The sequence below is a fragment of the Microbacterium sp. UBA837 genome (genome assembly GCF_002296025.1).
Lineage (GTDB): Bacteria > Actinomycetota > Actinomycetes > Actinomycetales > Microbacteriaceae > Microbacterium.
In genome coordinates, this window is record NZ_DBHD01000116.1 from 1 (window position 1) to 21564 (window position 21564).

The window sequence follows — 21564 nt, forward strand, 5'->3', positions numbered from 1 at the left end:
CGTCGTCTTCGTGCTGCTTGCGCTTGGGTCGCTCGCCGGTGTCGTGGCCAGCGTCGCGCTGGTTGCTGCCGCGTTCCGGTCGGCACTCGGGGCTGGCAGGCGATGGCCGACTTGGGGCGAGTGGCTCGCGGTGCTTCTGCTGACGGTGGCCGTTTCGGCGAGCGCTGTGGTCGCCTCGTGGCTCGTGATCCCGGCACTGGCAGTCGCGGCCATCATGCTGCCTGCCGTCTTCGGGGTTCCGCAGCGCACCGCCTGGGGCTTCGGCCTGTTCGCACGGGCACCGCTGCGCGGCATCCTGCTCACGCTCCTGACGCTCGCCCTCGTGGCGCTGCTGTGGTTCGCAGCGCTCATGTTCGGCTTCTTCGTCACCGGCTGGGTCGGCGCTGCGTTGACCTGGCTGACCTTCGGCGTCGTCGGCGCATTCGCTCTTGCGACGTGGTTCGCCACCCCGCGCCGCGACCGAGCCTGAGCTAGCCGCCGAGGGATGCCTGCATCGGGCTGATGGAGAGATCGACCGCCCCGAACGGGAAGGGGAAGACGAATCCCCACGGACCGTCGGGGCTCCAGTCGCGAATGGGCAGAAGTCCGAACCAGACGAGCGAAACGACCAGCGACACCGCGGCGATGGCGAGGATCACAATGGTTGCGCGGTCGAGGATCCGCCGCGCCGCCGGTACGGTCTGTGCTCGTCGGATCACGAGAGTGAGCGCGACGATGAAGGTGAGCACAACGGCGATGATGACGACCGGGCTCGGTTCCAACGTCAGCGAGATGCACTGCGGCACCGTGTCAGTCGGATCGCCATTCGCGTCGATGTAGCCGCCGTCCGCGCCGACTCCGCCGACGCATGCGCCAGCGCTGCCTCGCGTGAAGGTCATGTAAGCGAGGAGAGCGAGAGCCGTCACCGTCGCGACACGGCGGATGGCCGCGACGATCTCAACACCGGGAAGCACTGATCCCGACGTGAGGGAGGTCGAGGTCTCAGCATCCGTATCGGTCATGGCCCCACCGTAGCCCGGGTGACCCCGGATGCCGTAAGACACGGAAGAATCGGACCGTGAGTTCGTCGCTGTTCGCGCCACCCCGATTCTCGGACCTCGCTGCCGCCGCGGCGGGCGAGAAGCCCCTGACCTGGCGACAGCGTCGCGCCCGGTTCCGGCAGATCTGGGGACTGGCCCGGCGCCACGGCCTCCTGCCCTTCCGCAAGCTCGACTTCAGCTACGATCCGGCGACGGCCGAGGTTCGAGCACGCCAGGCACAAGGGCTACGGGAGGCACTTGAAGAGGCAGGCGGCGGCTTCATCAAAGCCGGGCAGCTCCTGTCTACCCGCGACGACGTGCTTCCCTCCGAATGGGTTCGTGAGCTTTCGCGCCTGCAGAAGGAAGTCAACCCCGCTCCCCCCGCGCAGATCGAAGAGCTCCTCGAACGCGAGCTCGGCGAGCGTCGCCGCCGCTTCGCAACCTTCGACGTGGAGCCGCTGGCTGCGGCATCCATCGCCCAGGTGCACCGGGCGACGCTGGATGACGGCACCGTCGTGGCCGTGAAGGTGCAGCGCCCCGGCATCCGTGCCCTGCTGGACTGCGATATCGACATCATGCTGCGGCTTGCCGGCTGGGCGACCCGTCGCATCAAGCAGGCCCGCCAGTTCGGCGCGCTCGACATCGCCAAGCAATACGCCCAGGATCTGCGCAATCAGGCCGATTTTGCGCGTGAGGCAAGCAACCTCGAGAGCCTCGCCCAGTCGGCGCGGTCGGCTCGTGACGAGGTGCGCATCCCGCGGTTCTTCCCCGATCTGTCCACCGACCGCGTCCTCACGATGGAGTTCATCGACGGCGAGACGATCACGGCGCTGCGGCGCGAGGGGCAGAGCGACGAGATCGAGGATGCCCTGCGCACGGTTCTGCGCAGCTTCTTGCGCCAGCTCGTGATCGACGGGGTTTTTCACGCCGACCTGCATCCGGGCAACGTCATCATCGATCCCGAGGGCACGCCGGCGCTCATCGACTTCGGGTCGGTCGGGCGCCTGGACCGGGACCTGCGGCAAACGGTGCAGGACCTCGCGATCGCGTTCCTGCAGGGCGACACACGCCGGGTCGCGGATGCCGCGCTGGCGATCATGCCGTTGGCAAACCCCGCCGACGAGCCCGGATTCCGGCGCGCGCTCGCGGAGTTCGTCACCCACGATCTCGGCAGCGGCTCCCGCATCACCCTCCGAACCATCGACAACGCCAGCGACCTGTTCACCCGCTATGGCAGCGCCCTCCCCGCAGACCTCGTCGCCGCCGGCCGCGCTTTCGCGATCCTCGAGGGGACCCTGCGCACTGCGGCACCGACGATGGATGTCATCGGCGAGTCCCGCGACGCAGCGCAGGCGCTCATCCTCTCCCAATTGCGCCCGCGGGCTCTGGCAGGGGCGATCGGGCGGTCCGCGCTCGGCGCATTCCCGCGCCTCCGGCGACTCCCCGATCGGATCGAGACCATCGTCGGCGATCTTGCCGACGGCAAACTCACCGTCAAGATCCGGCTGTTCGCCGACGATCGTGATCGCCGGGTCGTCACGGGCGTCATCCGTCGCGTCTCGACCGTGATCCTCGGCGGGATGCTGACTGTCGCATCGTTCGTCATGTTCGTGCTCCCGCCGTTCGAGGGAGGATCGCTCTCCCCCGTCGCCGCCGGGGTCGCACTGGCTATCGGAGCTGCCGCGTCTTTTGTGACGGCGGCGGTCGATGCGCTGCTGGGGCGCCGCCCCTGACATCCTGCTGCCCGCGAGCATCCGGACAGTGCAGAATCAGGGCATGGAACGCTTCGACACTGTTGTCATCGGCGCCGGGATTGCGGGGCTCACCGCCGCACGGCTGCTCGTGGCGGCGGGCCGCACCGTCGTCATCCTCGAGGCCCGGGACCGCGTCGGCGGACGCGTGCAGACCGATCGCACGGATGGTGAGGTGACCGATCTCGGCGCCTCCTGGATCCACGGCATCACCGACAGCCCCGTCGCCGCGGCGGCCGAGGCGTTTGGGATGCGCACGGTGGAGTTCACCGTCGGTGGCTACCAGCCCGACAGCCGGCCGATCGCCTACTACGGCCCGGACGGCGTGCGACTCTCGGATGCTGAGGCCCGCGCGTTTGCGGACGACGTGCACACGGTCGATGCGGCATTGCTCGCGGTGATCGCGGCATCCGCCCCTGAGGCTTCGTACCGGGATGTCACCGAGCAGGCACTGGCCGATCAGGGCTGGGACGCCGAGCGCACCCAGCGGGTGCGCGAGTATCTCGAGCACCGCGCCGAGGAGCAGTACGGCGCCTGGATCGAGGACCTCGCCGCCCACGGCCTCGACGACGACGCGATCGAGGGAGATGAGGTCGTGTTTCCGGACGGGTACGACGTGCTCGCGACGCGGCTGGCCGACGGGTTCGACATCCATCTCCAGCACGTTGTCACGAGCGTCGACTGGTCGGATGACGGCGTCGTCGTCTCAACCGATCGAGGCGTGTTCGAAGGCGAGACCGCGGTAGTCACGGTGCCGGTCGGTGTGCTGCGGTCGGACGAGTTCGTCATCCGCCCCCCGCTGCCCGAGCCGGTCGCGGGCGCACTCTCGCGCCTGACGATGAACGCGTTCGACAAGGTGTTCCTGCGCTTCCCCACGAAGTTCTGGGACGAGGGCGTGTACGCCATCCGTCAGCAGGGCCCCGAGAGCCGGGCCTGGCACTCCTGGTACGACCTGACAGCGTTGCACGGCACGCCGACGCTGCTGACGTTCGCCGCCGGCCCCACGGCCCGCGAGGTCGCCGGGTGGGATGCCGAGCGCATCGTCGCCAACATCCTCACGCAGCTTCGCCGGCTCTACGGCGATCGCGTCGTCGAACCGACGAGCGTTGCGATCACGTCTTGGCACGACGACCCGTTCGCCCGCGGCTCCTACGCGTACATGACGCTCGGGTCGACGACCGCCGACCACGACGACCTTGCAACGCCGATCGGCGGCGTGCTGCACCTGGCTGGTGAGGCGACCTGGACCGACGATCCCGCAACGGTGCCCGCAGCGATGTTCTCTGGCCATCGCGCCGCCGAGCGGATCGCAGGTCACGACATCCCGATCGACACGCTCTGGCGCTGACGCGGAAGCCGGCCCTCAGGACTCGGGGTCGTACTGGAACTCGCGCACTTCCTGCGGGCAGCGGCACGCGACCGCGATCTTCGCCGCCCACTCGTACGCCTCGGCCGCCGTCGGCACCTCGATAATCGTGTAGCCACCGAACAGGTCACCGGTGCTTGGATAGGTACCCTCAGTCACGACGCCCTCGCCGTCGACGGTCACCGGCGCGATGCTCTCGTTGACACCGCCACCGAAGACGTACACTCCAGCAGCCTTGGCCTCACGGATCACGGCGTGCGCGGCTTCCCCCACGGCTTCCCACTCGTCATCGGGAACCACCATGGCCGAACTCGGGAACGAGATCATGAACTTCGTCATGCGAGCAGTGTGGCACCGGGCGTGATCGCGATCCAGCCCCTTCGCTGCCGCGTCTGCTCCTCAGGCGCCCGGCTCGGCGCCCGTCGCGACCGGGCGGCCCGCCGTATTGGACCACTGGCTCCAAGATCCGGGATAGACAGCCACATCCAGGCCTGCCGCCGCACCGGCAAGCGCCGTGTGCGCCGCCGTGAGGCCCGACCCGCAATACGCAGCGACCGATGTGAGGTCGCTAACTCCGACACTCTCGAAAGCTGCGCGAATCGTCGCGGGTGGCGCGAAGCTCGCACCATCGAGCACCGCGTCTGCGGGCAGATTCACCGCGCCGGGGATGTGCCCGGCAACGGGATCGAACGGCTCAGATTCTCCGCGGTAGCGCTCCGGCGCACGCGCGTCGAGCAGTACTCCGCGCTGCGGCCAGGCTGCAGCCTCATCGATCGAGATGCCCTCTTCCACACCGTCGAACAAGATCGATCCTGGTTCGGGTGAAACGTCGCCAGTCTCGAGCGGGAGTCCAGTCGCCCGCCACGCCGACAGGCCGCCGTCGAGAACACGGATGTCGCTGACGCCGGCGCCGCGGAGCAGCCACCAGGCGCGCGCCGCGGACACCGAACGGAAGTCGTCATAGACGACCACCGCGTCTCCCGCGTGCAGACCCCAGCGGCGGGCGGCATCCTGCAGCGTCGCGCGAGATGGGAGCGGGTGCCGCCCCTCCGAGGGCGCACCGTGCGTGGCAAGTTCGGTGTCCATGTCGACGTATACGGCACCCGGGAGGTGCCCCGCGCGGTAGTCGTCCCGACCGTCTGGCTTGTCGAGACGGTAGCGCACGTCAAGAAGCCGGATGCCGGGCCCCGCCTCGAGAAGATCGTGAAGTTCGTGGGCCGAGATGAGCGGGGAGCTAGGCATAGCAGGATCCTCGCATGCGCGCGAAAACGAAGAGCCTCCCGGACCAGCGCAATCGCACGGCCCAGGAGGCTCACTCCGACAGTGTGACAGCGGCTTCGGCATCCATCTTCTGTGTGCCGTGGTGGAGATGGGGGGAATCGAAAGAGGCTTTGGGCATGTGAACGACCCGCATTCGACGCCGAAAACCGCGGAATCCTGCCGCTGTCGAGGGCATGCGCCGACAGGAACATGCAAGAAGAATCGCCCACATTCACGGCAAATGCGGGCGATATGTGGGCGATCCGACGGAGGAGATTCTCAACATCGAATCTGTGGAGATCGGGGAGTCAACCGGGCCGCAAACGCCGCCGCGTGGCTGTTCCTCGCTCAGTCAAGGCTACGCCGCTCACGCTCGTGGATCCAGCAGGTCGCCGCGACGCAGAGGTCACATGCCCATCGAGGGGCCAGAGGAACGCGAGGGACTCGAGCCCGGCACGCGGTGGGGTCCCGTCATCCGTCGCTGCTCGTCCTGCTGCATGCGGTTGTAGGTCTCACGGGTGATCAGATCTGCAGCCAGCCCCTGCTGGCGCGCCCGAGCCATCATCCGGGTCGCAGTGCTGACGCTCACGTTGAGGTAGTCCGAGACGAACTTGAGCGGAGCGAGATTGATGGTGGATGCAATCCGGTAGAGGACGATCGCCTGGTCGCGAGCTTCGGTCGGCGTGCGATCGCTGTGTGCTCTCACGTCTGCGAGATAGGACGACAGCGGTTGGAACTCGCCGCCCTCTCGTGCGACCGTGACAATCCGGAACGCGGATGCCGCGACGAGCCACTGGACCCGCGCTTCGCGCAGCACCTGCGCCGTGACCTCATCGCCCTCGCCGACGCGGTCGACACGAACTGTCGCGGCTACCGCGCGACGCAGGGCGTCGTCATATTCGCCGTGGAGTCGGATGGCGCCAGGCACGCCGGGCTCACCCGTCACGATGACGTCCCAGGCAGTCGGGATGCTGATGCCATCGCCCACCTCGACTCTCTCGGGCGCGATCGACTCGACGACAAGTTCGGTCATGCGGCGAGTCTGCCATGCACAATTCTGGAGGGCAATGCGTGACGTGAAGAATTCATGTCGCGCATTGCTCAGTTTGGGTGTACGGTGTGCGCAAGTGCTGTCACACACTGCGCACAACCATGGGAGATGGAACGATGAACCAGACATCGACGTCGCTCGCGTTGACGATGAAGGCTGCTGCAGAACTCGTCGGCGTGGACTACCCCACGATCAAGCTCGGCATCGACAGCGGGACGATCCCGACTGTCCAGCTGGGTCCCCGACGGATGATCCCGAGAGCCGCGCTGCTGCGGATCTTCGGCGTCGAGCCCTGACTACTTGGGTCAGCCTTCGCCGGCGAGCATACTCACCAGAAGGGCGATCATCAGTTCCTTCTCTTTCGGGTCGCTCATCGCGACCATGAGCGTGATCGCTGCCAGCGCGTTGTTGGAGATCCGCGCCACGCCGCGCGCGTCGTCGAGCACCTGGTTGCGGGCAAGGAAGTGCACGAACAGCGCCGCCGCGCTGCGCTTGTTCCCGTCGGTGAGCGGGTGGTCCTTCACGACGAGGTAGAGCAGATTCGCCGCCTTCTCCTGCACCGTCGGGTATAGGTCCACTCCCCCGAATCCCTGATAGATCGTCGCCACCACACCGCGCAACGCGTCGCCCCGTTCGCCGCCGAACAGCGCGTCGGCCGGAAACTCCGCCCCGACTTCGTCGATCACCGCCCGCGCCTCGTCATAGGTCAGCGTCCAGGTCGGCACATCGCCGTCAACAACGGGTATCTCGCCCTCGTCGTAGTCGCGGAGCGCGCGCAGGCTCGGCAGGTAACGCGCGACGACTTCTGCGACGCCAGCAACAAGCTGGTCCGTCGAGCGTGACAGCACCTTCACAAGCGAGTCGAGCTCCAGGAGCCGGCGCTCGTTGGTCGCGATTCCCTTCAGCATGTACCGCTTGAGCACATCGGTCGACCAGCGACGAAACTCGACAGCTCGCGCCGAGTTCGCCCGGTACCCGACGGCCAGCACCACGTCGAGGCTGTACAGCGTCACGGGACGGTCGGAGGAAGCAATTTGCACTTTCTGCAAATTGCTTTCGGCATCGACCTCGGCATCGCGGATGATGTTGCTGATGTGACGTGAGACGCTCGATCGCGCGATCCCGAACAGCTGCTCGATATCGGCCTGCGAAGCCCACACGGTCTCGCCCTCCGTGCGCAGCTCGAGGGACACCACACCATCCGTGGACTCGAAGATCTCGATCGCCGACCTCATTCGCCTAGTTCACCACGAGCGGCCGACAACGCAGAACGATCGCACCGGGTCTGTCGCTCCGACATCTGACGCCCCGTGGTCGGCGTCAGCGCGACAATCAGGACCAGCACCGTCAGATCGACATCCCGCGCCCCGCGCTCGGCGCAACGTGAGGCCCGCGCGCGAAGGCATCGTGTCGATCTCGAACCTGCGCAGCCCGTTGCATCTCTGCCCGGGCTGCACGCACGGCATCCTGCATCGTCAACTCCGTGCTGCCGCGCAGCATGCAAGTCGCGACGTTCGCGCGCGCGGCGCGGCCGGTGTGTGCGACAGCGACCACCTCGTTGTGCTCGCGTCCACGGGTAAGGCCGACGTAGAGGCCGGCGGCGTCCACGTCAGGGCCGACGATCGAAGCATCCACCGTCTCGCCCTGTATGCCGTGCACGGTCGACGCGTACGCGAGTTGCACGTGCTCGAACGCGTAGTCGCGTGTGACCTTGCGCACATCCCCGCTGTCGTTGACGGATCGCAGCAGCAGCGAGTCTTCGGCGATCTTGCTGACGACCCAGGTGGCGCGATTCTCCACCCCCACACGACGATCGTTGCGGCGCGTCTGAACGGTGTCGCCGACGAGGATGCGCTGCTCCCCCATGCCCCACGCGAGAACGGTCGGGTCCAGTTCCCCGCGATCGACCCGCCGCTGCTGGATCTCGTCGTTGAGTGCGCCGGCGTCGCTATTGGCGCCGGTGACGAGCGCGACACGCTTGCCGCGCGCCTGCCATGCGAAGTAGGCGTCGATCATGTGCCGATGGGCATCCTCCGCATGGTCGACTCGTGTCAGGTGCCCGCGTTCGTCCAGTCGGCTCGCGATACGCGCCGCGTGCTCGGCATCGTCGGGATGCCGCAGCTCGAGCGTGAGGGCCGCGTACTCGGCATCCGCGAATCGGTGCACCGCGTCCAGCTCGACCGCGGCGCAAGCGTGCCGGACGGCGGCAGCCATGGCACCCACGTGTCCGACGGGGAGGGCTTGATAAGGGTCGCCGACCATGGCGACGCCGACACCGCGCTCGTGGGCGAGTTCTGCGAGCGCGTTCGCGACCTGCAGGTCGACCATGCCGGCCTCGTCGACGACAATGCGGTCCCGCGCGCGCAGGACGAAGCTCGTCGGGCCGTCGTAGATCGCTCCGGTAGCAGCATCCACGTCGCCGATCGACAGTCGATGCCAGGTTGTGGCACCCGCGGCATCCGTGCCCCACCGGAATCCGTGATCCGCGAGGAGCGCGTGGATGCTGGTTGCGGCCGCGCCGACCTCGCGCGCTGCAACCGAAGCCGCCTTGCGCGTGGGCGCGACGATGAGCATGCGTCGGCGTTGCGCGCTCAGCGCGCGAAAGACGACCCGCAGCATGGTCGTCTTGCCTGCACCGGCCGGCCCGGTGACGGCGACCAGGCCGTCGCTTCCGGCGATCGCGGCTGCGGCGACGAATTGCGCCGAGTCCAGTTGGCCGCACTCCCCACCGGCCTGCTTTCGCAGTTCGGTGGGGAGGAGGGAGCGTCCGGGCGTTGCGATTCGGTCGAGCCGGTGCGAGAGGAAGATCTTCGACCTCATCGTTTCGGTCGCCATGAAGACCTTGACGTGCGCGGGGGCGTCGGCCCCGCCTCCGAGGTCGACCGACTCGCGCAGCGCTCGTGCGGTGACGTCGTCGATCACCTGATCGAGGTCGGCACGCGCGGCGACGATTCCACTGCGTGAGAGCGCGCGGATGGCGCCGGCGCGCACGTCGAAAGCACTGAATCGCCCACTGGAGCCCACAGAGCGCCCGTCCGCGTCGACGATCGCCATCGCCGCGAGCAGGTCACGATCGAGCACCGCAGGATCGACGTGATCGAGTTCGACCGTGGCGCGCTCCTGGCGCAGGGTCTGATCGATCTCGGCGATCTCGTCGCGCACGACTGCTTCCCACGAGCCTTCATCGAGGCCCTGGGGCTTGTTCGGCCTCGACACCGCCCACGCGCGCCGATCGATCTGCGTCAGCGCGTCCATGCTGGGCGCGGACCCGCCGTGAGCAGACGTCCATTCAGCGATCAGGCGTGCACGGTTGGCTTCGATCTGCGCGGACCGACGAGACAGCGGGCGCACGGTAGCGGCCAGCTCAGCGATCTCGCCGTCGATCCCGATCGTGTAGCCGTGGCGGGCCAGCGCTGCGATCCACTCAGGATCGGTGCGCGCAGCAAGCTCACCTTCGGCATTCACAACGGTGTGCAGCTTCATCGCGACTCGGGAGTCGACGTTCGACCACCTGCCGTCGGCGCCGAGCACCTTCACGTTGAGCCACAGATGACGATGGATGTGCGGGTCAAGCGCGCGCGAACGGCGGTGCTGCAACTCGACAACCTCGAGCCGGGTGCTGTCTTCGCGGATGAGCCCGTTGTGTCCACGTCGGGCATTGAGTTGCCGCTGCCAGGTGAGGAGCACTTGGTCTCTCAGCCGGTCCTGCAGCGCTTCGAACTCTCGTGCGAGCCCAGGATGCAGAAGCGCGGCGATGCTGTAGGACTTCGGGTGATTGATCGTCCCGTCGAGCACCAAGTCAGCGTCGGGACTCAACCGCTGACGGCCTCGTTCCTCCCCCGTGATCGGATCGTGGCCGGTCAGCCATACGCGGAGTCCACCGGCGGTCAACTCGTCGCTCGAGATGGCACCGTTCTCCACGATGAATCTCGATACGGTCGCACCTGAGACATCGCTGTAGTTCTCGAGCGCTTCGACACCGTAAAGGTGCGGGAGGTGAGCATCGCAGGTGCCCTCCATCGCGTACGCGATCGCGTGGCGGACCCCGCGCGAATTAGCACCCCGTTTCCAACGCTCCAGGCCACCTCTCATGGCGCCAGGGTACGACCGGTTTTCTCGATTATCCAGGGATTTTTCCGAAGTGTAGCCAAGTGGCGGCGGATGCAGATTTGTGCATGCGGACCGGCCGCGGTCATCCCGTGATGCCTGCGTGCATCGTCATTCGCCAGGTGATCAGTTCGATGCTCGTCTTCGCCGTTCGGTCACCTCGTCGCGGCACTGCGTCGCGATGTGTCGGAGCCCCCTGTCTCGCAGCGGCGAGTCCGTTCGGAAGCCTAGAGCGATCATCTCGCGGTCGCGTTTCGGTAGCTCGGCAGCGGGGAGGCCCACTCATTGCTCCAGCGAGGTGCCCGCAGTCGCCCGGAGCAGGGCGGGCACTCCATCGGCCGGGCAATAGCAACGCGGCACTGGGACGACGCGGATTCGAACGGTGATTCGATGTCGCCGCGCCAGGCCTCGATTCCCTCGCGCATCGCGAGCGCAGCGATGATCAGTGCGGCGATCGAGTCGGCCCACGTCCAGCCGAAGAGCGAGTTCAGCAGCAGGCCGATCAGCACGGTGCCGGACAGGTAGATGCACAGCAGCAGTTGCTTGGCGTCTGCCTGGACGCTCTTGGACCCGAGTTCGCGGCCGGTCCGGAATTGGAACCACGCGAGTGCGGGCATGACGACAAGGCTCGCGACCGCGATACCGATGCCAAGCGGGCTGTGCTCAACCGGTTCGACGCCGGCGAGGGCGATGATCGCGTCGACGGTGACGTACACGGCAAGCGCGAAGAACGCGATGCCGATCGCCCGGACGGTCGGCTTCTCCCACCGTTCGGGATTCTTCCGGGTGAACTGCCATGCCACCGCCACGGCCGAGAGGACCTCGATGAATGAGTCCAGACCGAACCCGATCAGCGCAGCCGACGACGCGGCCGCACCCGCAGCGACCGCGATAATGCCCTCGAGGATGTTGTAGGTGATCGTGAACGCGACGATCAGTCGCACCCGCCGGTGCAGCGTCACGCGGCGATCAGCCGTGATCGCCGCGCTCATTGGACATCCTGCACACAGCAGCCAGGAACGGTACAGGCCGGGTCGATACACGGTGCGCTCTCGTCCACCGCGAGCGTCACTTCGAGCAACGAGGTCAGCGCGTGGGAAAGATGCGGATCGGCGATCTCGTACCGGGTCTGCCGGCCCTCAGGCTCGGCGACCACGATGCCACAGTCACGCAAACACGCCAGGTGGTTGGACACATTTGACCGGGTCAGCTCAAGCTCCCGCGCAAGCACAGCCGTGTAGCTTGGCCCATTCAGCAGAGTCATCAGGATCCGTGAACGCGTCGGGTCCGCCATGGCCCTGCCGAGCCGGTTCATCACATCCACTCGCGTGGCAATAGTCAGCACGCGATGACTATACAGTTTGTGCTGACCTATCACGTAGTCGCACTTCAGCCGGCTGGCAGAGTGAATCGGCTGCACTTTCGTTCCGTTCTTCAAGCAAGGATGGAACTCGATGAACAGGAAGTACTCGCCGGAGATGCGTGAGCGTGCGTTGCGGGTGTTCGCCGAGGCGCGGCCGGAGCACCCGAACATGATGAGCGCGGTCCGTCATGTCGCCGGTCTGCTCGGGATGAGCCCGGAGACGCTGCGCCTCTGGCGGCGCCGCTACGAGGTCGACGCCTGCACCAAGCCAGGCGTCTCGACCGACGCCGCTCAACGGATCAAGCAGCTGGAGAAGGAAGTCTCGGAGTTGCGGAAGGCGAACGAGATCCTCAAGGCTGCGAGCGTGTTTTTCGCGAAGGAGCTCGACCGCCCCTGACCGAGATGATCCGGTTCATCGACGAGTACCGGGATCGCTTCGGGTCGAGCTCATCTGCCGTGTCCTGCGACCGGCAGTGCAGGGCTTCCTCACCTCCCGCGGCTACCGCGCGGCGCGAAAGACCGCGCCCCGTCGGCCCGACAGCTGAAGGACGAACTGCTGGTGCCGGAGGTCGCGAGGCTGCATGCGGAGAACTACGGCGTCTATGGGCGCCGTTCACCACGCGGTCCGACAAGACGACGCCGCTGCCGAGTGATCTCGTGAACCGAGGGTCCAGACACCTCCGTCTCCAGCTCTTCCCAAACTCTTCCCAAGCGGCCGCTGGAACAGCAAGAACTGCGGAATCTCGCGGGAGAGCTCCCGATTGAGAAGCGCGATCCCTTCGTCTTTGAAATCTCAAACGGCCAGATTAGCGCTAGTTTCCGTCGTCGAGCGTGACCGAGCAATGCTCTGAAATGTCGGAAAGGGCTTTCATGGCGGAGACGGAGGGATTTGAACTCTGAAGGTTCGACATTTCCAACATTTCGACGGCCACAGTCCCGCATGATTCCGCGGAATCACTGCATTCCACGCTGTGCTCAGTGACGGTCGTTTGCGGTCGATTCTTCCCAAACGTTTCCCACGTGCCGGAGCCGTTCGGGCGAGCGATCCCGGGGATGTGCGGCCAGGCTACCACCCGCGTCGATCACGTCTCCGGCCACTCAGTGTTAGCCCGTGCGCGGCCGCAGGTCGGGACGTTCGTCCCGACCTGCGCCGTCCGTATCGGACGTAGGGTGGACGTGTCCTCGATACCCACACAGGGTATGCGCGAGGTCATCGCAGGTCTTGGTGACCTGTCCAGAAGGAGTGGTGTTCTGATGATGTGGGATGACGGCGACGGCGGCTACGACATGGGCTTCGGGATGGGCATGGGCTGGGGCTGGGGTTGGCTGTGGGGCATCCTCATCCTGATCGGGATCGGGCTGCTGGTGTTCGTGGCGATCCGGCTGAGCACGCGCACGAACGCGGCCCCGCCCGCCGCCGCACCTCCCGCGGTCGGCACGCCGGCCCCAGGGGCTGAGGTGTCGTCGGCGCGGCGGATCCTCGAGGAGCGGTACGCGCGCGGTGAGATCGACACGGATGAGTTCAACGAACGTATGCGTACTCTCAACGGCGCATGAGCGGGGGGATCACACGCCGGCAGGCTCTGACGATCGGCGCTCTCGGTGTGGGCGCGCTCGGCATCGGCGCGACCGGGTTGGTGTGGACGACGGTCGGATCGCAGACCTCCGGGAGCGGAACGGCGACCGCGACGTCGGGGGCGGCCGGGTGGGTCGAGCCGTCGGTGCTGGAGTCGGTCGACGGTGTGCTCGATGTCACGTTGCAGGCGGCCGAGCGGGAGGTGGAGGTCGGTGGCGCGTCGGTGCGGATGCTGACCTACAACGGCACCGTTCCCGGACCCACGCTTCACCTCCGTCCCGGTGATCTCCTGCGGGTGCGGCTGCAGAACGACCTCACCGACCCGACGAATCTGCACACGCACGGTCTGCTGGTGTCGGCATCCGACAACAGCGACAACCCGTTCCTGCGCATCGGTGCCGGGGAGAGCTTCGACTACGAGATCCAGCTCCCGGACGATCACCCGGCCGGAGTGTTCTGGTACCACCCGCATCATCACGAGCTGGTCGCCGATCAGGTGTTCGCCGGCCTGTACGGTGCGATCATCGTGGACGAGGAGGACTGGTCCCAGGCGCCGCCGCGGGTCGTGGTCGTCTCGGACGTGACGATCACAGATGGTGCGGTCGCGTCGGTGTCGGGAGTCGAGCGGATGCTGGGACGCACCGGCGAGGTGCTGCTGGTCAACGGCCAGCCCTCCCCGACGCTTCCCGCGCCCGCGGAATCGGAGCAGCGACTCCTGATCGTCAACGCGTGCACGAGCCGCTACCTCGACCTGCGACTGGGCGACCTGGACGCCCGGGTGCGCGGGATCGACTCACACCGCCGCACCCCACAGTCCGCGGATCGGCTGGTCCTCGCCCCGGGGAACCGCGCCGATGTCGTGATCACCACTCCCACAGCGGCGACGGACCTGGTGGCTGCCGCCTACGACCGAGGACAGGCGGGGATGGGGATGATGGGCGGCGGTTCCACGACGTCGCCCGAGGCTGTCGTGCTCACCGTGGTCCCGGATGCCGGAGCGACGCCCCCCGTGGTCGCCGACCCGGTCGTGAGTACCCGCCGCGACCTTCGCGAGACTGCGGTCGACGGCACGCGGACGCTCACGATGAGCATGGGCATGGGCGGCGGCGCGGGCATGCGGTTCCTGATCGACGGGCGCGCGTTCGATGCGGGCCGGACCGATCAGAGTGTGACGATCGGGACCGTCGAGGACTGGACGATCGTGAACGTGTCGCCGATGGACCACCCGTTCCACCTGCACGTCTGGCCGATGCAGGTCCTCCGCGCGGGAAGCGCCGACGTTACCGGTGTGGACGTCCGAGACGTCGTCGACGTGCCCGCGGGGACGTCGGTCACGGTGCGGATCGCGTTCGACCGGTTCCCCGGCCAGACCGTCTACCACTGCCACATCCTCGACCACGAAGACCTCGGCATGATGGGTGTCGTCGACGCCGCGTAACCCCGGGCTCGCCCCGCGGGCTCGCCCGCCGGGCGAGCCCGGCTACGATGGCTGGGTGCCGAAGGGGCAGCGGATGAACGAGTGGTCGAACGCAGCGGGTGGCGGCAGCGCCTCCCGCCGGTGGTTCGCCGTGATCGTGGTGTCGCTGCTGATGGCCGGGCTGGTCGGCATGCACGCATTGTGGACCGGGTCCTCGACAGCACACACCGAAACGACGTCGACGCTGATCGCGGCCGACTCGACAGGGGGAGGCCATGACGCCGCTGCCGTGTCGGCATCCGTGGCCGCGTCGGCACCGTTGTCGGCGCCGGCCGATCTCAGCGCCGACTGCGCGGGGTGTGCGACGGTCGGCAGCCATGATGTCGCGGCGATGTGCGTGACCGCGCTGATCCTCATCGTTCTGCTCGCCGTTCGAGCTCTGCCCAGAGAGGTGCGCATCGGCGTCGCTGCGATGGCCCTCAGCCGACTTGTGGGCGCGATGCGCGCGAGTGCGCGCCCCTCCTCGCCGGATCTGACGGCGCTTTCGATCAGTCGCACGTGAGGGGTGCGCCCGACTTGTCGGGCTCGCCTGGTCTTCGCCGTTTCGGCGCCACCCCTTCACCTTGATCGAGAGAACCCTCATGCACTTCCGCGTTCGCGCGGCGGTGGCCATTGCCGCTGTCGCCACCCTCAGCCTCACCGCCTGCACCGCACAGACCACCACCGCGGGCGACGACCACTCGTCCGCCCTGTCCACCCACGTCCACGCGATCATCACCGACCCGGCAACCGGCACCACGATCCTCGGCACCCACGACGGTCTCCTCCCGGTCGATGCCGACGGCGGCATCGGGGACCCGATCGGCGGGTACGAATTCGACGCGATGGGGCTCGCCGTCACCGGCGACGCCTTCGTCGCGTCCGGCCACCCCGGCGCGAACACCCCCGCAGAGTGGGGATCCCCGCACCTCGGCATCATCCGCAGCGACGACGCCGGCCAGACCTGGTCCCCCATCGCGTACACGAGCGAGAAGGACTTCCACGCCCTGACCGCCGGACCCGACGGCACCCTGTACGGGCTCTCGACCGACGAGCCGGCCGTTCTGACCAGCACAGACGGCGGTTCGACCTGGACAGCAGCGGGCGCGAACATTTCCGCGTACGCGCTCACCGTCGACGACACCGGCACCGTCTACGCCACCACCCCCGGCGGGGTTCTGTTCAGCGTGGACGGCGCAGTCACCTTCGCGCCCGTCCCGGATGCGCCGACACTTTATCTACTGTCGGCATCCCCCGACCACTCGACGCTGGTCGGAGTCGACGTCGAAGGCACGATCTGGACGAGCGCGGACGCCGCCGTATCGTGGGTCGAAGCGGGCAGCGCGGACGGCCAGGCGCAGGCGATCGCTCTCACCTCGTCGGGAGAGATCGCCGTGGCCGACGACAGCGGGCTCCGGCTCCTCGGCGGCGACCAGTGATCCGGGGCCTGCGATTCGGGAGGCGCACGTGAGCGAGCAGGACACGAAGATCAGTCTCGTCGGCTCGGTGGCGCTGGGCACCGGGGTGATGATCGGCGCGGGCATCTTCGCGCTGGTCGGGCAGGTCGCCGGACTCGCCGGCGACTGGTTCCCGGTGGCGTTCATCGCCGGCGCCGCCGTAGCCGGTGTCAGCTCGTACGCCTACGCGCGGTACTCGAGCGTGAACCCGTCGGCGGGCGGCATCGCCATGCTGCTGAAAGACGCCTACGGCCCGGGCGTGGTCGCGGGGTCGTTCTCGCTGTTCATGTACGTGTCGATGGTGGTCGCCGAGAGCCTCCTCGCCCGCACCTTCGGCACCTACCTGCTGCGACCCTTCGGGCTCCAGGACTCCGTCGTGCTGGTGCCGCTGCTGGGGGTCATCGCGATCGCGGCCGCGGCGGTGGTCAACCTCGTCAGCAACCAGCTCGTCGAACGCTCCGCGCTGGTCACCGCTGTCCTGAAGATCGTCGGGATCGCAGTACTCGCGGCGGCCGGGCTCATCGGCGCAGCCGCCACCGGCGCGGGGTTCTTCTCGGACGGCTCGGACAGCGGAGACGGCTTGCTCGGGGTGGTGGCTGCCGTCGCGCTGTGTGTCCTCGCATACAAGGGCTTCACGACGATCACCAATCAGGGCGATGACCTGAAGGACGCCAAACGGAACATCGCCCGGTCCATCATGATCTCGATCGCGATCTGCGCGGTGCTGTACCTGCTGATCACCCTGTCGGTCGGGGCAAGCATCGGAGCATCCGGCGCGATCGATGCCCGCGACTACGCCCTCGCCGAAGCAGCCCACCCGCTGTTCGGCGCGTGGGGCGTCGGCATCACCGTGGCCGTCGCGGTGATCGCGACCCTCTCCGGACTGCTCGCCAGCCTGTTCTCCGTGTCGCGCCTGTACGGGATGCTGCAGGACATGAAGCAGGCACCCGCGCTTCCCGCGCGGGTGCCCCACCAGCCCCTGCTGATCACTGCCGGGGCCGCGATCGTCCTCACCGCGGTGTTCGACCTAGGCCGTATCGCAGCGCTGGGCGTGTTCCTCTACCTCACGATGGACATCGCCGTGCAATGGGGAGTGCTCCGTCGCCTGCGCGACAAGATCATTGCGCACCGCTGGCTGCCCATCGCCACCATCGTGCTGGACGTCGCGATCCTCGCCGCGTTCACGATCAGCAAGGTGCAGTCCGACCTGCTCACCGTCGGCGTCGCGGCGGGCCTCGCCGCGGTGATCTTCGCCGCACAGGCATGGGTCGTCACCCGTCGGCACCGAACCGAGACGAGCGGCCGATGACCCGACGCACAACGACGACACTGCGGCGCCTCACCGCGGCCGGCGCGGCGCTCGCCCTCACAGCTTCGTTGGCATCCTGCTCCGACAACCCCCTCTCCGACCAGTACCGGGCGGGCGACAACAAGGGGTTCATCGCCGCCGACGGCTTCCGGGTCGTCGAGATCCCCACAGCAGACCGCGGTCAACCCGTCACGTTCCAGGGAGTGCTCGACACCGGCGACGCCGTCACCAGCGACGAGTACGCCGGCGATGTCCTCGTCGTGAACTTCTGGTACGCCGCATGCGCGCCGTGCCGTGTCGAGGCGCCGGAGCTCGAAGCCGCGCACGAGGCGTTCGCAGACGAAGACGTGTCCTTCCTCGGCGTGAACATCTACGACGGCGCTGCCGCCGCGACCGCGTTCGCGGACACCTACGGAGTCACCTACCCCAGTGCCCTGGCGACCGTCGACGCGTCCGTGAAACTCGCGTTCGCGGAGAGGACTCCGTTGAACGCCGTGCCGACAACGATTGTGCTGGACCGGCAGGGCAGGGTCGCCGCCCGAGTCATCGGCCAGCTCAGCAGCGCCTCGGTCCTCAAGACGATCATCTCCGAGACTCTGGACGAATCGTGAGCCTCGTCGACGCCGTCGCCGGCGGGTCCCTGCTCGTCGCCATCCCGATCGCCGTGCTCGCCGGGCTGGTATCGTTCCTCTCCCCCTGCGTCCTTCCCCTGGTGCCCGGCTACCTCGGCTACATCGGCGCCGCCGCAGCACCCCGCACGACACACACACCCGCGCCTCGAGCACACCTCGACGAGCCGGACAGCACCAGCGACGCGGAGTGCCACGGCCCGACCGCGGCCGCCCCGGTATCCGCCGCTCCGACTCCGACCGCGGCTCTCACGACCGGTCGGCACCGTGTCGTGATCGGCGTGGTGCTGTTCATCGCCGGATTCACCGTCGTGTTCATCAGCGTGGCTATGCTCGGCGGCACCGCCGGAAGGCTCCTCCTGGAATACGCCGACCCGATCACCCGCGTCCTCGGCGCGTTCATCATCATCATGGGCGTGGTCTTCATCGGCGGCCTCCGGTTCGCGCAACGCACCATGCGGCCACGCGTGCGCGGAAGGATCGGATTGGCGGGAGCCCCCCTGCTGGGCATCGCTCTCGGCATAGGTTGGACACCCTGCATCGGCCCCACCCTCGCCGTCATCCTCGGGATGTCCTTCGATCAGGCATCCGCTGCACGCGGCGCGCTCCTCGGCCTCGCATACTCGCTCGGTCTCGGCATCCCGTTCATCCTCCTCACCTTCGGATTCGGCTGGGCGACCCGATCCGTCGGAGTGATGCGCCGCCACATCCGCCTGATCAACATCATCGGCGGAACACTCCTCATCGCGCTCGGCACGCTCATGGTCACGGGCCTGTGGACCGCGCTGATGTCGAACCTGCAAGGCGTGTTCTTGAGCGTCCCCCTCCCCATCTGACGACACAGCAGTCCCCGCACCCGACGTGGATCCCCTCCCGAGGGAATACCCCTAGGGGGTATCGTGGTTGGGGTGAGCAAGTCTTGTGAGGGACGAGTGGGCATCACCCATCCCACTCCACAGCGAGGGAGCACACCATGATCGACCCACACGCGCACCACCACCACGCGCGCACCACCACCGACCACCCAGACCCGGCGGCCAAGCCGACCGACGCGGCCGTCCACGACGAGCACGCCCGACACGGCGGCCATGAGGCGCACGCCGACCACGGTGCGCACGCCGACCACGACGCGCACGCCGACCACGGTGCACATGACAGCCACGGGGAGCATGCCGGTCATGACAGCCACGCCGACCACGGGGAGCATGCGGGCCATGGCGGGCACGCCGGACATGGCGCACATCATGTCGCCCAGTTCCGGCGGCTGTTCTGGATCAACCTGATCCTCGCCGTCCCGGTCGTGGCGTTCTCCGGCATGTTCGGGATGGTCCTGGGCTACTCGGTTCCCTCGTTCCCCGGAGCACAGCTGATCTCTCCCGTGCTGGGCACCGTGATGTACTTCTGGGGCGGCTGGCCGTTCCTCAGCGGCGCGGTCAGCGAACTCCGAGCCCGCAAACCCGCGATGATGCTCCTCATCGGTCTCGCGATCACCGTCGCATTCTTCGCATCCTGGGGCGCCACCCTCGGACTCCTCCACCGTGAGCTCGAGTTCTGGTGGGAGCTCGCGCTGCTGATCGTGATCATGCTGCTCGGCCACTGGATCGAGATGCGGTCCCTCGCGCAGACCACCTCCGCACTGGACTCCCTCGCCGCGCTCCTGCCCGACGAAGCGGAACGCGTCGAAGGCGACCAGGTCGTCACCGTCTCCCCCGCCGACCTCCGACTCGGCGATGTGGTCGTCGTCCGCCCCGGCGGCAGCGTCCCCGCGGACGGCAGGGTCGTGGAGGGCCGCGCCGACATGGACGAATCCATTGGTCACCGGCGAATCCCGCCCCGTCAGCCGGACCGCGGGCGACACGGTGACCGCCGGAACCGTCGCAACAGATTCAGGCTTGCGGGTCGAGGTCACCGCTACGGGCGATGACACCACCCTCGCCGGCATCCAGCGGTTGGTCGCCGACGCGCAGAACTCGACCTCGAGGGCGCAGCGGATCGCCGACCGCGCCGCCGGCTGGCTGTTCTGGTTCGCGCTGGGTGCCGCCGCACTCACCGCGCTCGTCTGGACGCTCGTCGGAGACCCGGACACCGCGGTGATCCGGACGATCACCGTGCTGGTGATCGCGTGCCCCCACGCGCGGGGTCTGGCCATCCCCCTGGTCGTGTCGATCGCCACCGAGCGCGCGGCCCGCGGCGGTGTTCTCGTCAAGGACCGCCTCGCCCTGGAGAGCATGCGGACCATCGACGCGGTCCTGTTCGACAAGACCGGCACCCTCACCAAGGGCGAGCCGACCGTCACCGGCATCTCCACCGCCGATTCCGACTCCGCCGAGACCGTTCTGGCACTCGCGGCCGCCACCGAAGCCGACAGCGAACACCCCCTCGCCAAGGCCATCGTGCGAGCTGCCCGCGAGAAGGATCTGACCATCCCGTCCGCTGCCGGCTTCACCTCGTCCCCCGCGGTCGGGGTGACCGCGACCGTCGAGAACCATGAAGTCCGCGTCGGCGGCCCCGCTCTCCTCGAAGAGCTCGGCCTCAACGAGATCGAGGATGCCGACGCGTGGCGAGCGGAAGGCGCGATCATCCTCCACGTCGTCCGAGACGGTCGGGCCATCGGCGGCCTCAAGCTCGCCGACGAGGTCCGTCCCGAGTCGCGCGATGCCGTCGACGCGCTCCATGCCCTCGGCATCGAGGTCGTGATGATCACCGGCGACGCCGAAGCCGTCGCCCACGCGGTCGGCGAGGACCTCTGCATCGACCGGGTGTTCGCGCGCGTGCGCCCCGAGGACAAGTCCGCCAAGATCGCCGAGCTGCAGGCCGAAGGCAAGCGCGTCGCGATGGTCGGAGACGGCGTCAACGACGCGCCCGCCCTCGCCCGAGCGGACGTCGGCATCGCGATCGGCGCCGGCACCGACGTCGCCATCGCCTCCGCGGGCGTGATCCTCGCCAGCGACGATCCCCGGTCCGTGCTGTCGGTGATCGAGCTGTCCCGAGCGAGCTACCGGAAGATGAAGCAGAACCTGTGGTGGGCGGCCGGCTACAACCTCATCTCCGTGCCCCTCGCCGCCGGCGTCCTCGCTCCCATCGGATTCGTCCTCCCCGTGTCCGTCGGGGCGATCCTGATGTCGCTGTCCACGGTGGTGGTCGCCCTCAACGCGCAGCTGCTGCGGAGCCTCGACCTCACCCCGGCGAACAGCGCCCCGACTGGGGATGGGTCGTCGCC

Annotated in this window: 20 protein-coding genes and 2 pseudogenes; 14 read left to right on the plus strand and 8 right to left on the minus strand. The window is 67.8% G+C overall.

Annotated features, from left to right (window positions below; translation table 11 throughout):
* A partial coding sequence (locus tag B3587_RS08795; protein WP_292727939.1) for a hypothetical protein occupies window positions 1-469 on the plus strand: 469 nt, incomplete at its 5' end.
* Between the two features lies 1 nt (window position 470).
* On the opposite strand, the gene B3587_RS08800 is transcribed toward B3587_RS08795, so the two are convergent.
* Complete coding sequence (locus B3587_RS08800; RefSeq protein ID WP_292727941.1) at window positions 471-1001, minus strand: hypothetical protein; 531 nt, start codon at window positions 999-1001, stop codon at window positions 471-473.
* A 56-nt stretch (window positions 1002-1057) separates the two neighbouring features.
* On the opposite strand from B3587_RS08800, the gene B3587_RS08805 reads away from it, so the two are divergent.
* A complete protein-coding gene (locus tag B3587_RS08805; protein WP_292727943.1) occupies window positions 1058-2752 on the plus strand; it encodes an ABC1 kinase family protein in 1695 nt (564 codons plus the stop codon).
* Between the two features lie 43 nt (window positions 2753-2795).
* Window positions 2796-4118 carry a flavin monoamine oxidase family protein gene (locus B3587_RS08810; protein WP_292727944.1) on the plus strand — a complete coding sequence of 441 codons (1323 nt, stop codon included), beginning with the start codon at window positions 2796-2798 and terminating at the stop codon, window positions 4116-4118.
* Window positions 4119-4133: 15 nt separating this feature from the next.
* Here the strand turns inward: B3587_RS08810 and B3587_RS08815 are convergent, their stop codons facing one another.
* The 3 genes from B3587_RS08815 to B3587_RS08825 all read right to left on the minus strand — a co-directional run bounded on the left by B3587_RS08815 (window position 4134) and on the right by B3587_RS08825 (window position 6429).
* Window positions 4134-4475 (minus strand): YciI family protein, encoded by a 342-nt coding sequence (locus B3587_RS08815; RefSeq protein WP_228178052.1) that lies wholly within the window; start codon window positions 4473-4475, stop codon window positions 4134-4136.
* 60 nt (window positions 4476-4535) lie between these two features.
* On the minus strand, window positions 4536-5378 hold the full coding sequence (locus B3587_RS08820) for a sulfurtransferase (RefSeq protein ID WP_228178051.1): 843 nt from the start codon (window positions 5376-5378) through the stop codon (window positions 4536-4538).
* Between the two features lie 424 nt (window positions 5379-5802).
* A complete protein-coding gene (locus tag B3587_RS08825; protein WP_228178050.1) occupies window positions 5803-6429 on the minus strand; it encodes a hypothetical protein in 627 nt (208 codons plus the stop codon).
* A 134-nt stretch (window positions 6430-6563) separates the two neighbouring features.
* Between B3587_RS08825 and B3587_RS08830 the strand changes: the two genes are divergently transcribed.
* Window positions 6564-6743: an excisionase family DNA-binding protein gene (locus B3587_RS08830; protein WP_228178049.1), complete on the plus strand. Its 180-nt coding sequence runs from the start codon at window positions 6564-6566 to the stop codon at window positions 6741-6743.
* Window positions 6744-6752: 9 nt separating this feature from the next.
* On the opposite strand, the gene rhuM is transcribed toward B3587_RS08830, so the two are convergent.
* The 4 genes from rhuM to cmtR form a co-directional block, all read right to left on the minus strand.
* Entirely contained in the window at window positions 6753-7682 is a 930-nt protein-coding gene (rhuM, locus tag B3587_RS08835) for a virulence protein RhuM/Fic/DOC family protein (RefSeq protein WP_228178048.1), read from the minus strand.
* A 112-nt stretch (window positions 7683-7794) separates the two neighbouring features.
* Entirely contained in the window at window positions 7795-10539 is a 2745-nt protein-coding gene (locus tag B3587_RS08840; protein ID WP_228178047.1) for an AAA family ATPase, read from the minus strand.
* Between the two features lie 251 nt (window positions 10540-10790).
* Entirely contained in the window at window positions 10791-11546 is a 756-nt protein-coding gene (locus tag B3587_RS08845) for a cation transporter (protein ID WP_228178046.1), read from the minus strand.
* On the minus strand, window positions 11543-11899 hold the full coding sequence (gene cmtR / locus B3587_RS08850; protein ID WP_195691741.1) for a Cd(II)/Pb(II)-sensing metalloregulatory transcriptional regulator CmtR: 357 nt from the start codon (window positions 11897-11899) through the stop codon (window positions 11543-11545). The genes B3587_RS08845 and cmtR overlap by 4 nt, the downstream gene beginning before the upstream one ends.
* Window positions 11900-12008: 109 nt before the next feature.
* On the opposite strand from cmtR, the gene B3587_RS08855 reads away from it, so the two are divergent.
* From B3587_RS08855 to B3587_RS08895, 10 genes and pseudogenes are all read left to right on the plus strand, one after another.
* Complete coding sequence (locus B3587_RS08855) at window positions 12009-12314, plus strand: transposase (protein ID WP_228178045.1); 306 nt, start codon at window positions 12009-12011, stop codon at window positions 12312-12314.
* Window positions 12315-13117: 803 nt separating this feature from the next.
* Window positions 13118-13474 (plus strand): SHOCT domain-containing protein, encoded by a 357-nt coding sequence (locus B3587_RS08860; RefSeq protein WP_228178044.1) that lies wholly within the window; start codon window positions 13118-13120, stop codon window positions 13472-13474.
* A complete protein-coding gene (locus B3587_RS08865) occupies window positions 13471-14931 on the plus strand; it encodes a multicopper oxidase family protein (RefSeq protein WP_228178043.1) in 1461 nt (486 codons plus the stop codon). The genes B3587_RS08860 and B3587_RS08865 overlap by 4 nt, the downstream gene beginning before the upstream one ends.
* A gap of 55 nt (window positions 14932-14986) precedes the next feature.
* On the plus strand, window positions 14987-15472 hold the full coding sequence (locus B3587_RS08870; RefSeq protein ID WP_292727951.1) for a DUF6153 family protein: 486 nt from the start codon (window positions 14987-14989) through the stop codon (window positions 15470-15472).
* Between the two features lie 79 nt (window positions 15473-15551).
* Complete coding sequence (locus tag B3587_RS08875; protein WP_228178041.1) at window positions 15552-16388, plus strand: F510_1955 family glycosylhydrolase; 837 nt, start codon at window positions 15552-15554, stop codon at window positions 16386-16388.
* A 28-nt stretch (window positions 16389-16416) separates the two neighbouring features.
* Window positions 16417-17715 carry an APC family permease gene (locus tag B3587_RS08880; protein WP_228178040.1) on the plus strand — a complete coding sequence of 433 codons (1299 nt, stop codon included), beginning with the start codon at window positions 16417-16419 and terminating at the stop codon, window positions 17713-17715.
* Window positions 17712-17837: pseudogene (locus tag B3587_RS15925) on the plus strand (TlpA family protein disulfide reductase); the annotation flags it as partial. The gene B3587_RS08880 and the pseudogene B3587_RS15925, both read left to right, overlap by 4 nt.
* A gap of 39 nt (window positions 17838-17876) precedes the next feature.
* Window positions 17877-18326 (plus strand): TlpA family protein disulfide reductase, encoded by a 450-nt coding sequence (locus B3587_RS08885; RefSeq protein WP_414683131.1) that lies wholly within the window; start codon window positions 17877-17879, stop codon window positions 18324-18326.
* 29 nt (window positions 18327-18355) lie between these two features.
* A complete protein-coding gene (locus B3587_RS08890) occupies window positions 18356-19180 on the plus strand; it encodes a cytochrome c biogenesis CcdA family protein (protein WP_228178228.1) in 825 nt (274 codons plus the stop codon).
* A gap of 137 nt (window positions 19181-19317) precedes the next feature.
* Window positions 19318-21564 (plus strand): annotated as a pseudogene (locus tag B3587_RS08895) (heavy metal translocating P-type ATPase); the annotation flags it as partial.